This is a genomic window from Collinsella aerofaciens, from assembly GCF_041537385.1.
GTDB lineage: Bacteria > Actinomycetota > Coriobacteriia > Coriobacteriales > Coriobacteriaceae > Collinsella > Collinsella aerofaciens_BV.
Genome location: NZ_JBGORS010000002.1, coordinates 48,431 through 61,781, shown reverse-complemented (window position 1 = coordinate 61,781; position 13,351 = coordinate 48,431). Strand labels below are relative to the sequence as shown.

General features: G+C 61.4%; 13 protein-coding genes and 1 other RNA gene. 13 read left to right on the top strand and 1 reads right to left on the bottom strand.

Going from position 1 to position 13,351, the window contains the following annotated elements; all coding sequences use genetic code 11:
• Positions 1–203: 203 nt before the first annotated feature.
• The 7 genes from gatC (at position 204) to ACEG18_RS03700 (ending at position 7,583) form a co-directional block, all read left to right on the top strand.
• Entirely contained in the window at positions 204–515 is a 312-nt protein-coding gene (gatC, locus tag ACEG18_RS03730) for an Asp-tRNA(Asn)/Glu-tRNA(Gln) amidotransferase subunit GatC (RefSeq protein ID WP_055250987.1), read from the top strand.
• On the top strand, positions 515–2,029 hold the full coding sequence (gene gatA, locus ACEG18_RS03725; RefSeq protein WP_372541286.1) for an Asp-tRNA(Asn)/Glu-tRNA(Gln) amidotransferase subunit GatA: 1,515 nt from the start codon (positions 515–517) through the stop codon (positions 2,027–2,029). The genes gatC and gatA overlap by 1 nt, the downstream gene beginning before the upstream one ends.
• The gene (gene gatB / locus ACEG18_RS03720; RefSeq protein WP_117637992.1) at positions 2,029–3,705 is read left to right on the top strand and encodes an Asp-tRNA(Asn)/Glu-tRNA(Gln) amidotransferase subunit GatB; all 1,677 of its coding nucleotides are present in this window, start codon (positions 2,029–2,031) and stop codon (positions 3,703–3,705) included. The genes gatA and gatB overlap by 1 nt, the downstream gene beginning before the upstream one ends.
• A 533-nt stretch (positions 3,706–4,238) precedes the next feature.
• A complete protein-coding gene (locus tag ACEG18_RS03715) occupies positions 4,239–4,484 on the top strand; it encodes a DUF6110 family protein (RefSeq protein ID WP_022094642.1) in 246 nt (81 codons plus the stop codon).
• 78 nt (positions 4,485–4,562) lie between these two features.
• On the top strand, positions 4,563–6,578 hold the full coding sequence (locus ACEG18_RS03710; protein ID WP_372541284.1) for a heavy metal translocating P-type ATPase: 2,016 nt from the start codon (positions 4,563–4,565) through the stop codon (positions 6,576–6,578).
• Between the two features lie 139 nt (positions 6,579–6,717).
• Positions 6,718–7,071 (top strand): hypothetical protein, encoded by a 354-nt coding sequence (locus ACEG18_RS03705; protein WP_372541283.1) that lies wholly within the window; start codon positions 6,718–6,720, stop codon positions 7,069–7,071.
• Complete coding sequence (locus tag ACEG18_RS03700) at positions 7,068–7,583, top strand: type II toxin-antitoxin system VapC family toxin (protein WP_372541281.1); 516 nt, start codon at positions 7,068–7,070, stop codon at positions 7,581–7,583. Before ACEG18_RS03705 ends, ACEG18_RS03700 begins: the two co-directional genes overlap by 4 nt.
• A 58-nt stretch (positions 7,584–7,641) precedes the next feature.
• Here the strand turns inward: ACEG18_RS03700 and ACEG18_RS03695 are convergent, their stop codons facing one another.
• Positions 7,642–8,076: a hypothetical protein gene (locus ACEG18_RS03695; RefSeq protein ID WP_372541280.1), complete on the bottom strand. Its 435-nt coding sequence runs from the start codon at positions 8,074–8,076 to the stop codon at positions 7,642–7,644.
• A 239-nt stretch (positions 8,077–8,315) separates the two neighbouring features.
• On the opposite strand from ACEG18_RS03695, the gene ssrA reads away from it, so the two are divergent.
• From ssrA to ACEG18_RS03665, 6 genes are all read left to right on the top strand, one after another.
• Positions 8,316–8,679: a transfer-messenger RNA gene (ssrA, locus tag ACEG18_RS03690) on the top strand.
• Positions 8,680–9,246: 567 nt separating this feature from the next.
• Positions 9,247–10,125: a patatin-like phospholipase family protein gene (locus ACEG18_RS03685; RefSeq protein ID WP_148346525.1), complete on the top strand. Its 879-nt coding sequence runs from the start codon at positions 9,247–9,249 to the stop codon at positions 10,123–10,125.
• A 193-nt stretch (positions 10,126–10,318) separates the two neighbouring features.
• A complete protein-coding gene (rplM, locus tag ACEG18_RS03680) occupies positions 10,319–10,762 on the top strand; it encodes a 50S ribosomal protein L13 (protein ID WP_022094635.1) in 444 nt (147 codons plus the stop codon).
• A 2-nt stretch (positions 10,763–10,764) separates the two neighbouring features.
• Positions 10,765–11,160, top strand: a complete 396-nt coding sequence (gene rpsI / locus ACEG18_RS03675) for a 30S ribosomal protein S9 (RefSeq protein WP_022094634.1) — start codon at positions 10,765–10,767, stop codon at positions 11,158–11,160.
• A 123-nt stretch (positions 11,161–11,283) separates the two neighbouring features.
• Positions 11,284–12,621, top strand: a complete 1,338-nt coding sequence (glmM, locus tag ACEG18_RS03670; RefSeq protein WP_055251011.1) for a phosphoglucosamine mutase — start codon at positions 11,284–11,286, stop codon at positions 12,619–12,621.
• A 101-nt stretch (positions 12,622–12,722) separates the two neighbouring features.
• Positions 12,723–13,190, top strand: a complete 468-nt coding sequence (locus ACEG18_RS03665) for a PTS sugar transporter subunit IIA (RefSeq protein ID WP_320676340.1) — start codon at positions 12,723–12,725, stop codon at positions 13,188–13,190.
• Positions 13,191–13,351: the final 161 nt, after the last annotated feature.

Below are 13,351 nucleotides of genomic sequence, written 5' to 3'. Positions count from 1 at the left end.
TTTCGTTGTGGGCAGTACGGTTCTCGTTGTGGACGAGAGGATTTTCGCTATGGACGGTGCGGTTTCGCTGCAGAACCGCCAGCCCGCTGCCTGCCAGCCGCCGCCCACGTTACGTTTTCGCTGCATTTGGGTAAAGCACCTGCTCCAAGCGGCGTTGCCTTGTATACTAGAGCGGTTTAACTGTTATGCGGAAGGGAGCGCCTATGGCACTCAGCGAGAAAGACGTGCGCGGCATCGCCGAGTACGCAAAGATCGCACTGACCGATGACGAGCTCACCCAGATGACGTCCTACATGAACGACGCCGTCCAGATGCTCGAGCCCGTCTTGCAATATGACTTGCCCGACGTGGAGCCCACGTTCCATCCTATCGGAAGCCTGTCCAACGTGATGGGCGACGACCTGCGCGAGCCCGAGCGCGACCTGCCGCTCGACGTCGCGCTTGAAAACGCCGGCAGCGCGCGCGACCGCTACTTCCGCGTGCCGTCCATTTTGGGAGAGGGGGAGAGCGAGTAATGGCGCAGAGCTTCGATTCCCTTACCGCCGCCCAGATCGCCGCGGGCGTTGCCGCCGGCGACTTTACCGCTACCGAGGTGGCCCAGGCCTCCCTTGCCGCCATCGAGGCGCGCGAGGGCGGGGTCCAGGCATTCCTGCAGGTGGCGCCCGAGCTTGCGCTCGAGGCCGCTGCGCGCGTGGATGCCGACCGTGCCGCAGGCAAGCCGCTGCCCCCGCTTGCGGGCGTGCCGCTGGCCATCAAGGACAACATGAACCTCGTGGGCACGCGCACCACCTGTGCGTCCCGTATGCTCGGGGACTACCAGAGCGTCTACACCGCCACCTGCGTCCAGCGCATGCTCGACGCCGGCTGCCTGCCCATGGGTAAGGTCAACATGGACGAGTTCGCCTTTGGTAGCTCTACCGAGAGCTCGGCGTTCCACCGTACCAACAACCCCTGGGATACCGAGCGCGTGCCCGGCGGCTCTTCGGGCGGTTCTGCTGCCGCCGTCGCCGCGGGCGAAGTCGCGCTCTCGCTGGGCTCGGACACCGGCGGCTCCATTCGCCAGCCGGCGTCGCTGTGCGGCGTGGTGGGCTTTAAGCCCACGTATGGCGCCGTGAGCCGTTACGGCGTGGTTGCTTTTGGCTCGTCGCTCGACCAGGTGGGCCCCTTTGGCCGCACGGTCGAGGATGTCGCGCTGGCCATGAACGCGCTTACCGGCGCGGGCCACGATCCGTACGACTGCACCAGCCAGGATTGCGCCGTCGACTTTACCGAGCATCTCAACGACAGCATCGAGGGCAAGCGCGTGGGTATCATCCCCGCGTTTATGGAGGCCGAGGGTCTGACGCCCGAGGTCAAGGCCGCTGTTCAGCGCGCCGCCCAGGAGCTGCAGAACCAGGGCGCCGAGCTGGTCGAGGTCGACCTGCCGCACCTGGACGCCGCTATCGCCGCCTACTACGTCATCGGCCCGGCCGAGGCGTTCTCCAACCTGGCTCGCTTCGACGGCATTCGCTACGGCTACCAGGAGGAGGGCTGCGCCAACCTGTCCGACCAGAGCTCGCTGTCGCGCGCCCACGGCTTTGGCGCCGAGGCCAAGCGCCGCCAGATGCTCGGCGCCTACCTGCTGAGCTCGGGCGTGTACGACAAGTACTACTACGCTGCGCAAAAGGCCCGCACGCTCATCACGCAGGACTACGACGCCGCGTATGCCAAGGTGGACACCATCCTCATGCCCGCCTCGCCGCGCACGGCCTTTAAGTTTGGCGAGATCAGCGACCCCACGCAGATGTACCTCTCCGACCTGTACACCATCTCGCTCAACATTTGCGGCAACGGCGGTATCTCGGTGCCGCTGGGCCTGGGCGAGGACACCAAGCTGCCCGTTTCTGCCCAGCTGGTGGGACCTGCCTTTAAGGACCGTCAGCTGCTCACGTTTGCCCGCGCCTTGGAGCGCGGCTTTGCCGATGCTGCCACGGGTGCGCCCGCGCTTTCCGTCGCGCCCGATTTTGCCGGGAAGGGAGGCGAGCTGTAATGAAGGAGCTTTCCGAGGTTCTGCAGGATTGGGAGGCCGTGATCGGCCTGGAGATCCATACCGAGCTCACCGCACTCGATACCAAGATGTTCTGCAACTGCAAGCTCAGCCACGATGACGAGCCCAACGCCAACGTGTGCCCGGTGTGCCTGGGACTGCCCGGCGCCCTGCCGGTGCCCAACAAGCGCGCCATCGAGAGCATCGTCAAGGCCGGTCTCGCCACCAACTGCGAGATCCAGCGCCACTCGATGTTCTACCGCAAGCACTACTTCTATCCCGATATGGCCAAGAACTTCCAGACCACGCAGGGTCCGGTCGCTTTTGCCATGTACGGCCATCTGGACCTGGACGTGACCGGCCGCGGTGCCGCCGAGCGCCCCGACTGCGCGTTTGGCGAGGCCGAGGCCCAGAGCCTGGCGAGCGCCTCGGCCAACGCCGAGGGCCTGTCCACGTCCATGACGTCGACCATGCGCGAGGGCAACCAGCGTGCCGGCCATCTGGCCAGCTACGATGCGTCCAACCTGCAGATGCCCGAGCGTCGCGAGGACGGTTCCTACACGGTGCCCATTCGCATCCTGCGCATCCACATGGAGGAGGATGCCGCCAAGATGGTCCACGTGGGTGGCGCCGAGGGCCGCATTACCGCCGCGGCCGAGTCGCTCGTCGACTACAACCGCTGCGGCACGCCGCTGATTGAGCTCGTCACCGAGCCCGACCTGCGCACGCCCGAGGAGGCTCGCCTGTTTATGGAGAAGCTCCGTCGCATTTTTGTGACACTGGGCATTTCGGACTGCTCCATGGAGAAGGGTTCCATGCGCTGCGACGGCAACGTTTCGCTGCGCCGCCGCGGCGAGACCAAGCTGGGCACCAAGACCGAGCTCAAGAACCTCAACTCGTTTAAGAGCCTGCATGACGGCCTTGCCTACGAGATTTGCCGCCAGGCCGAGGTGCTCGAGGAGGGCGGCATTATCTACCAGGAGACCCGCCATTGGGAGCCCAGCCGCAAGCGCACCGTGGTCATGCGTGTAAAGGAGACGGCCGACGACTATCGTCTGTTCCCCGATCCCGATCTGGCGCCGTTCGACCTGGACGACGAGTTCATCGACCGCTGCCGTGGCGAGATCCCCGAGCTGCCCGATGCCAAGCGCGCCCGTTTTGAGGCCGACTTTGGCATTAAGACGGCCGATGCCGAGCAGATTGCCGGCGACCCCGAGTTTGCCGAGTTCTTTGAGGCGGCCGCTGCCGGTATGGCTGGCAAGGAGGCCCAGACGGTCGCAAACCTGCTGGTGAACGAGATGATCGCCTACCTTAAGGGCGCGGGTGTGTCGCTCGCCGAGTCCGGCATTGCGCCGGCTCAGGTGGCGGCTCTCGCCAAGCTGCTGGCGACCGATGCCATCAGCTCCAACCAGGCGCATGAGGTCTTTGAGGCTATGGCCCAGACCGGTGACGATCCCAATAAGATTGTCGACGAGCGCGGTATGCGTCAGGTGAGCGATGCCGGCGCGTTGCAGCCGATCGTGGACGAGGTGCTGGCTAACTGTGCCGATCAGGCGCAACAGTATCGTGACGGCAACCAGAAGGTCATCGGCTTTTTGGTGGGTCAGTGCATGAAGGCGAGCCGCGGCAAGGGCAACCCGAAGCTCTTCAACGAGTTGCTGAGAACGTCGCTCTCGTAGGCGGGAACCGAGGGGCCGGGCGCAGGGCCTTGCCTCTCAATTTCGGACAGTCCTGACTCACGACGGAGGCGCCACTGGCGCCTCCTGTTCGTGCGGAACTCATTGAGAGGCAAGGCCCTGCGCCCGGCCCCTCGGTTCCGTGACGACTCGGCCGTTCGGGTCAGGCGGGCTGAATGGAATAGAGTGAATGGGCGCGCCGTTGGCGCGCCCATTGTTTTGAAGGGAACTCATTTTGAGCAAGCACCCGCCCTGCCGGGGCTCCCGGGTTCTTCAACGACTCGGCCGTTCGGGTCAGGTGGGCTGAATGGAATTTGGTGAATGAGGGCGCTGTTGGCGCCCTCATTTTTTTGTGGATGTGGCGCAGGGACGGTCCTTTGGTCATATCGTGCCTCAAGATTTCCAAAAAGTTAACCTTTGTTGACCTTAATAGTTAGATAAACTAAACTATTTTCCAAAAGTGTGCTCGAGCAAACTTGTTTACTCGGGTGCTGAGGCACCGTGCCGCGTCCAATGCGGCAAAAGGGAGAAGCAACATGAAGAAGTCGACGTTCAATACCCTGCTTGTCGGTGGCGGTTTTCTGCTTGGCACGGCTGGCATCAAGCTGCTCACCAGCGCTCCGGTAAAGAATGCCTGCGTGCAGGGTATCGCGTGCGGTATGCGCGTCAAGAACTGCTACCAGGACATGGTCGAGCAGGCCAAGGCCAATGTCGACGACATGGTTGCCGAGGCGGCCTACATCACCCAGAGCGAGGCCGCTGCTGACGAGGCAGCCGAGTAACGCTCCCAGGCACAAACTATGAGATTCTCGATTATTAGCGAGATCCCCGGCAGGACCCGTCTTCAATTGGCGGGTCCTGTGCCAGAGAGCGATCTCGATGCACTTCTTAAGCTTGGTGGCGACATCGATGGCGTGCACAAGGTGCGCGTGTATGCCCGCATTGGCCAGATGGCGCTGGAGTACGACGAGCCGCGCCGCGCAAGCGTGCTTGACGCCCTAGGCGCACTCGATGCTCAAGCTATCGCCGATGCCAAGTCGGGCTACGTGATGCAACTCGAGCCGCGCAAGCACAAACTCGTCATGGATCTTGCCACACTTATCGGCGCCCACTACGCGCGCCGCTGGTTCTTGCCGACGCCTCTGCGTGCGGTGTTTGTCGTGGCCGGTTACATGGCATTTTTGCGCGCCGCCCTTCATGAGCTGGCACAGCCGCGCCTGACCGTTCCTGTGCTCGACGCTTCGGCCATCGGCATTTCGTTCGTCAAGCGTGATGTCGACACCGCGGGCCAGACGATGTTCCTGCTCAACGTGGGCGAGCTGCTCGAGGACTACACCCGCGCCATGAGCGAAAACGAGCTCATCAACTCGCTGCTCGATGTGCCCGACAAGGCGCAAAAAGTCGTCGGCGACACCGAGGTAAGCGTTGCCGCGACCGAGCTTGAACCCGGCGATTTGGTCGCCGTGCGCACCGGCATGTCCATTTGCATCGACGGTGTTGTCGAGCAGGGGAGCGCTATGGTCAACCAGGCGACCCTGACCGGCGAGCCGTTGGCCGTCGAGCGCAGCGTGGGCGACGACGTGTTCGCCGGCACCGTCGTGGAAGACGGCAGCATCTTGGTGCGTGTGCGCGCCAATACGGCGCAAACCAAACTGCGCTCAATCGTCTCGCTCGTGCAGACGGCCGATTCGCTCAAGTCCGAGGGTCAGTCGCATATGGAGGACCTCGCCAACAAGATCGTTCCGTGGAACTTCCTGCTCGCGGGCTTGGTTGCGCTCACCACGCGCAGCCTTATCAAGACCTCGGCGGCGCTGATGGTCGACTACTCGTGTGCACTCAAGCTCACGGGTTCCGTCGCCGTCATGACTGCCATGAGCGACGCTGCCAAGATGGGCGTCATGGTCAAGGGCGCCAAGTACTTTGAGTCGTTTGCCAAGGCCGACACCATTGTGTTTGATAAGACCGGCACGCTCACCGAGGCGCAGCCGCGCCTAGCTTGCGTGCTCACGACCGATGGCTGGAGCGAGGACGAGGTCCTGCGCCTTTCCGCTTGCTTGGAGGAGCATTTCCCGCATCCGGTGGCGCGTGCCGTGGTCAACGCCGCCCGCGAGCGTGGGCTCGAGCATCGTGAACGCCATGCCGCCGTCGAGTACATCGTGGCGCACGGTATCGCTTCGTCCATTGAAGGGCGTCGCGCCATCATCGGTTCCGCTCACTTTGTGTTCGATGACGAGGGCGCACAGCTCGAATCCGACATCAAGGAGCGCATCGAGTCCCAGATGCAGGGCTTGTCGCCGCTGTACCTGGCGGTCGACGGCACGGTCGTGGGCGTGCTCGGCATCGAGGATCCGCTCAAGCCCGGGGTCCGTGAAGCCATCGCCGACCTGCATGCGCTGGGCGTCAAACATGTCGTTATGCTCACGGGCGATTCTGAACGCACGGCCGAGCGCATTGCTCGCGAGGCAGGTGTCGACGAGTTTAAGGCCGAGCTGCTGCCCGAGGACAAGTACGCCTATGTGGAGCGCATTAAGGGCGAGGGGCGCCACGTTGCCATGGTGGGCGACGGCGTCAACGATTCGCCGGCGCTCGGTTTGGCCGACGTGGGGCTGGCCATGGGCGGCGGAAGCGACATCGCCAAGGAGGTCGCCGATATCATTCTGACCGATACGGATCTGGCCGCAATCGTGCGCCTGCGCCGTATGAGTCAGGGGCTTATCGACCGTCTGACGAGTTCATATTCCAAGGTGATGCTCACCAACTCGGCGCTGTTGGCATTGGGTATTACCGGCATGATTACTCCGCAGGCGTCGTCACTGCTGCACAACGGCTCAACGATTGCCTACAGCCTGAGCAATGCGAAGGCATATCTGCGCTAGCATTTTTGCTTGAGTTTATGGCCCGCGCCCGGGCGGCATTGCCGTCGTCCGGGCGCGGGCTTTTTTGCGTTTGACCGTGTGCTATCAGCCCTATATAGTGATGCTAGCAATGATAGCAGGCGAGAGGAGCGTGATCGATATGAGCGTTGCTGGCAGCATGGCGCAGGTAAATGTTCGCGTAGATCGCTCGGTTAAAGAACGCGCCGAGGAGGCGCTGCGGCTTTCGGGCGGAACGCTGCCCGAACTCATCAAAAAGGTCGTGGCCAAGGTTGCGCAGGGCGGCGGTTCGTGCGAGGAAATCCTCGAGGCCGTTAACGACCGACAGCGGGGTGCCGTGTTAGAATCGCCGTTTGCTGCTTCCTGGGCGGCGGCGGATCAGCTTTACGCGGACCTGGGTGTCGATACATCGTCTACATCCGACGATCGCGATTGGGACGCAATCTATTCCGAAGCCATGGACGAGCGCTATCGCCAAAAGGGGATGATCCTGTGAGCGGAGCTCCCCTCAAAATAATGGTGGATGCCAACGTATGGGTCGATTCGTTTTGCGTCGACCATGCCGAGTCGCTTGCCGCGCGTGCGTTTATTGGGCGGGCGACGGAATCGGGCGCAACGTTGTTCTTTCCGGTGCATCTCGCCAAGGACGTGCTGTACGTTGTCCAACACGAGCTGAAGCGTAGCGTTCTTGCCAGCGGGGGAGCGCTCGACGAGGCGTCTGCCCGTGCAATTGGCGATGCGGCGCTGGCGTTTGTTCGGAACATGACCGAAAACGCCACGGCTGTGGGTGCAGATGCGTCGGACCTTTGGCTGGCTGACAAATACTTAGCGCTCCATCGCGATTACGAGGACAACTTGGTGCTCGCCGCGTGCAAGCGCGCGCAGGTCGATTACTTGGTGACCAATGATCGTAAGCTGCTCGAACATGCCGATCTTGCAGCAAAGACCCCGCGCCAAATGATGCCGATTCTGGCTTTGGCTGAACGCGGCGGCGCGGCTATCGGTTGACGCGAACTGTTTGCGGGCCTCTTGGACGACGATGCGCCAAGGGGCCCGCGTCTGCTATTTACAAAAGCTCGGCCTTAATGGCAGCACTTTCTGTGAGCTGCTCGGCTGCCTTTTCGTCGGAACTGTCGAGTGCTGCCAGGCTGCGGTAGACCCACTCGTTGACCTGGGTGTTTTTGACGCCTGCGGTCTGCATAAGGGCGCCTACCTCGCGGATTGCTGCGAGCAGATCGGCTTTGGGGCCCGCGAGCTCGACCTCGATGTCGTGGTAGGCGGACACGCCTCGGTTCTCACTCACGTGGTCGATAAAGCCCTCGACGGTCTCAAGCTGCTGGGCGAGAGTTGCATCATCGTCAGCGTCCAGCGCGACGAGTGCGTTCGATACCGTGAGGGCGGGATGTCCGCAGGGGACAAAGCCTTCGATGACATCCATAGCTTCGGTAATGGTTGAGCCCAGGCCTGCGAGGGCATTGACGAGTTGCTGCTTGGTATCCATAACGGTCCTTTCGACGGGTCAATTTTGCTTGGCGAAAATATACGTGACGCGATCGGTAGCAAAAGTGCGAAGTGTGGCGCACATTGGGGTCTTCACAGCTCGTGCATAGAACAGCTGTCCGCTTTCAGAACGTGGTAAGATAACACTCCACAAGCGGGGCTTGCCCCGCATGTTCCTTGAAAAGTCGACGGTTATCGGGTGTTTGCAGGCCCGATACCATCCAGACTTTCCCGACATTCGGGGGCGACTGGTTTCGACACGATAGCTCTGAGAGAGGAAGCAAGCCGAGGTCTCCTCGCCTCGTTAAACAGGGGTACCGTCAAATTGAATTGACAACAACTCTTCTTTTGAGCCTATGGCTCTCGCTGCTTAATTTATAGCGGCGCGTCAACCCGGTGATTTCCCCGACACCGGCGCGACGTCATTTTAGGGGAATGCTCCTGCGCACGTAATCGGTATGGCGCGGGCTAAGACCGAACCGGTTAGGACGTCGCGAGCGTGTCGCTGCGCGCAAAGCGTCCGAGACTAAACCAGCGACTGAGCTTGGAGATGCCAATCAGGGGGCTTTCGTGGACCGGAGTTCGATTCTCCGCGCCTCCACCAAAAGTAACAAGCAGGTAGAGAAGTGTCTCTACCTGCTTTTTTATTACTTATAGATACCGCGGAGAATCGAACTCTATGCAGGGCGCGGGCGTAAAGAAAACGCGTAAGCGTTTTTAGCCCGCGGGCGAGGACGCCGGCAGGCGGCCGAAGCCGGTGCGGGTTCGCGAAGCGAACACGCGGATTCTCCGCGCAAAGCCCCAACCCTATATAGATGCGATGTTATCGAATCTCAGCCTGCCATGCGCCGCATCAACGGAACCCCAAACCGCGGAGAATCGAACTCTATGCAGGGCGCGAGCGTTAAGCAAACGCGAAGCGTTTGTAGCGAGCGGGCGAGGACGCCGGCAGGCGGCCGAAGCCGGTGCGGATTTGCGAAGCAAATACGCGGATTCTCCGCGCAAAGCCTCAACCCAAAACGGATGTGCTGCCGATGGTATTTCCGCTTGCCATGCCCCGCTTCAATGCAAGCCCCGTACCGCGGAGAATCGAACTCTGCTCCAAAACCCATGCGCCCTCCATTCCAAAACTGGGTAGAAGAAGGCCAAAACGCAATCGCAGGAGGTCAATATGACTGCAGAAGATAAGGCAAAGAACGCCGGCAAGGTCGCGCTCGTCTTGGAGGGCGGCAGTTTTCGCGGGCAGTTTACCGCGGGCGTGCTCGACGTTCTCATGGAGGCTGGCGTCGAGATTCCGGCTGTCTACGGTGTATCGGCCGGCGCCCTCAACGGCGTGAACTACAAGTCGCACCAGATTGGCCGCGCCAACCGCATCAACCTGGCTTTCTGCAACGATAGCCGCTTCATGGGCGCCGCATCGTTTGCGTCCACGGGCTCTATTGTGGGTTACGACTTTATCTTCAACGATGTCCAGGACCGCCTGGATCCCTTTGACAACGAGACGTTCGACGCGAGCCCCATCGAGATGTACGCCGTCGCGACGGACATGCTCTTTGGAACCGCCACGTACCTCCCGGTCAAAAGCGCCGTACTTGACCTCGATGCCGTGCGCGCATCGACCTCGTTGCCGCTGGTGACGCCGCCGGTCGAGATTGACGGGCACAAATACGTCGACGGCGGCGTGGCCGATTCGGTCCCCATCGAGCACGTGCTTGAGGAGGCGGGCTTCGACCGTGCGGTCGTCATCGTCACGCAGGACCGTTCGTATGAGAAAAAGCCCTACGAGTTTTTGCCGGCCGCGCGTGCGCGTTATGCCGACTACCCCTATCTGCTCGAGGCTATCGAGACGCGCCACGACCGTTACAACATCCAGCGCATGCACCTGTGGAAGTATGAGCGCGAGGGCCGTGCGTTGGTCGTCGCTCCGCAAAAGCCGGTCGAGGTCGGCCATGTCGAGCACGATTCGGCAAAGCTTTTGGACCTGTATATCCAGGGCCGTCAGGAGGCAAAGCGTCTGCTCGCGGAAATCCAAGAGTTCGTTGAGCGCTAGCGACGGTGAACCCTCAAAAAATGACAACAGCTAAAGAGCTGGACAATCACGGCTCGTGGATGACATGTGCAGAAACTCTGGTCGGAGCCAAAATACCTGTTGACTCGTACGGCGAGCGGGGTAATATGGACGGGTTACTTGCAGAGCCCCGTGAATCTCTGTAACAACACGTACTGTACATGGAGGAGTCTAAGTGATTTCGAAATCGACTCACTACGCCAAGCAGGGCGAGGTCCAGCGCAACTGGGTTCTCGTCGACGCCGATGGTGCTGTCCTGGGCCGTCTTGCCACCCAGATCGCAATGATCCTGCGCGGTAAGAACAAGCCCCAGTTCACGCCCAACAGCGACTGTGGCGACTTCGTTGTCGTCATCAACGCCGATAAGGTCCAGCTTACCGGTAACAAGGCCGACACGAAGACCTATTATCGCCACAGCGGCTACAACGGCGGCCTCAAGGCTGAGAGCTTCCGCCAGGCTATGGAGAAGCACCCGGAGAAGGTCATCGAGCGCGCCGTTCGCGGCATGCTGCCCAAGACCACCCTCGGCCGTGCCCAGATGACCAAGCTTAAGGTCTACGCTGGTGCCGAGCATCCGCACGCTGCCCAGAACCCCACGAAGATTGAGCTGGAGGCTTAAAGATGGCTGAGAACACCGTTGTCTACCAGGGTACCGGCCGTCGTAAGAACGCCGTCGCCCGCGTCCGTCTCGTCCCCGGCACCGGCAAGGTGACCATCAACAAGCGTGACGCCGAGCAGTATTTCGGCCGTCATCAGCTCGTTGAGAACGCCCTTGCTCCCTTCAAGGTGACCGACACCGCCGGTCAGTTCGACGTTATCGCTCTGTGCGATGGCGGCGGCATCTCCGGTCAGTCCGGCGCTCTGCGCCTGGGCATCGCCCGCGCTCTTCTGAACGCTGGCGACTACCGTGCTGACCTCAAGAAGGCCGGTTTCCTTACGCGCGATGCTCGCGTGGTCGAGCGCAAGAAGTACGGCCTCAAGAAGGCCCGCCGCGCTCCCCAGTTCTCCAAGCGCTAAGGTTTTATCTCCTTACGAGATACAATGTACAAGCGGGGCCTGCCGATTCCTCGGCGGGTCCCGCTTTTCTTTTTCGACTAGGGTGGGCGGTTGCATATCGCCTGCTAGGGAAGGAGCGATCCTATGCCCCAGAACATCTTCGGTACCGACGGCGTCCGTGGCGTCGCCAATGCCGACCTCTCGTGCGACCTCGCGTTTCGCCTGGGCCGCGCGGCGACCAAGTTCCTTGGTCCGGACATCTGCGTCGGCCGCGACACGCGTCTTTCGGGCACCATGCTCGAGAGCGCTCTGACCGCCGGCATCATGGCCGAGGGCGGCCGTCCGCACTGCTGCGGCGTCATCCCCACGCCTGCCGTGGCGTTGCTCACCGTTCAGAACGAGCTCGACGGCGGCATCGTCATCTCCGCTTCGCATAATCCGCCGGAGTTCAACGGCATCAAGTTCTTTAGCCGCAAGGGTATGAAGCTTCCCGATGCGGTCGAGGAAGAGATCAGCGCCTGGGTCATGTCCGAGGAAGCCATGGCTGCCGACACGCTGCCGACCGGTGCCGGCGTGGGCCATATCATCAAGATGAAGGACGCTCGCAAGGCATACGTCGACCACGCCATCGATACGCTTGATGGCCTGAGGCTCGACGGCCTGGTCGTTGCCGTCGACTGCGGTCACGGTGCTTCCTGCCAGACTACGCCCGCCGCACTGCAGCGCCTGGGTGCCACGGTGCACGCTATCAACACCGATTATTGCGGCACCGACATCAACGTCGAGTGCGGCTCCACCCATCTTGAGCCCCTGCGCGAGCTCGTGCTGCGTACCCATGCCGATATCGGTCTGGCCCACGACGGCGACGCCGACCGCGTGCTCTTTGTGGACAGCGAGGGCAATGAGATCGATGGCGACTACATCCTGGCTATCTGTGGTTCTGACCTCGCCGCTCGTGGCAAGCTCGCCAATTCCGAGATCGTCTCGACCGTCATGTGCAACCTTGGCTTCTCCATCGCTATGAAGGAGCAGGGCTTCGAGATGGTTCAGACCGCCGTGGGCGACCGCTACGTTCTTGAGCGCATGCTTGCGGATGGCGCCGTCATCGGCGGCGAGCAGTCCGGCCACATCATCTTCCTGGAGCACAACACCACCGGTGATGGCCTGGTGACGGCTCTGCAGCTGCTGGCCGTGCTCAAGCGCACCGGTCGTACCCTCACCGATCTTGCCGGCATCATGAAGAAGTACCCGCAGGTACTCGTCAACGTGCATTCCGACAACAAGGCTGGTCTGGACGATTGCCAGCCCATCTGGGATGCTGTCGCTGCTGCCGAGAAGGAGCTTGACGGCCGCGGCCGCATTCTGGTGCGCCCGAGTGGTACCGAGCCGCTGGTCCGCGTGATGGCCGAGGCCGAGACGCACGAACTGACCCAGCGCGTTGTCGACGACATCGTCGAGGTTGTCAAGCGCGAACTTCCCTAATGGTCAAAAACGGGTGCCAAGTGGTAAACTGTTAAAGCTATTTTGGTTGATTGGTATGTCCGAGGGGGATCATGTTCACTAAAGTCCTAAGGTCTTTTGGTATGCGTGGTCGAGTCCTTACGCTGGATGCTCCCATCTCGGGCGATGTCATTCCGCTCTCCGAGGTAAACGATCAGACGTTTGCCACCGGCCTTTTGGGCCAGGGCGTTGCCATTCAGCCTACGGGCACGCGCGTGATTGCGCCGGCAGACGCGAAGGTCGAGGCCATTTTTCCCACGGGACATGCCGTTGCGCTCAACACGGTCGATGGCTTGGATGTGCTCATTCACGTTGGTTTGGACACTGTTCAGCTCGAGGGCAAGCACTTTACCGTACATGCGCAAGTGGGTGACATCGTCCATAAGGGCGATGTCCTCATCGAGTTCGATCGGGAGGCAATTGCTGCCGAGGGCTACGATGTGACGGTTCCCATCTTGGTGTGCAACTCCGTTGAGTTCTCGAGCATCAAAGGCTCCGTTGGCGAGCATGTCGAGGAGATGGACCAGCTCATCGTCGCTCGCGAGCGCTAGTCGCTCCGCTTTGCCTTTAGCCTACAATTCAAACACGTTTATGGAGGGCGCCCTTGAAAGAGGGCGCCCTCCGTGGCAAGATGGGATTTGTCCGAAGCTAAACAGCTTTGGGTCACCGTGGACGGGCAGGGGCCTCGACGCGGGTAGACACGAGACACATA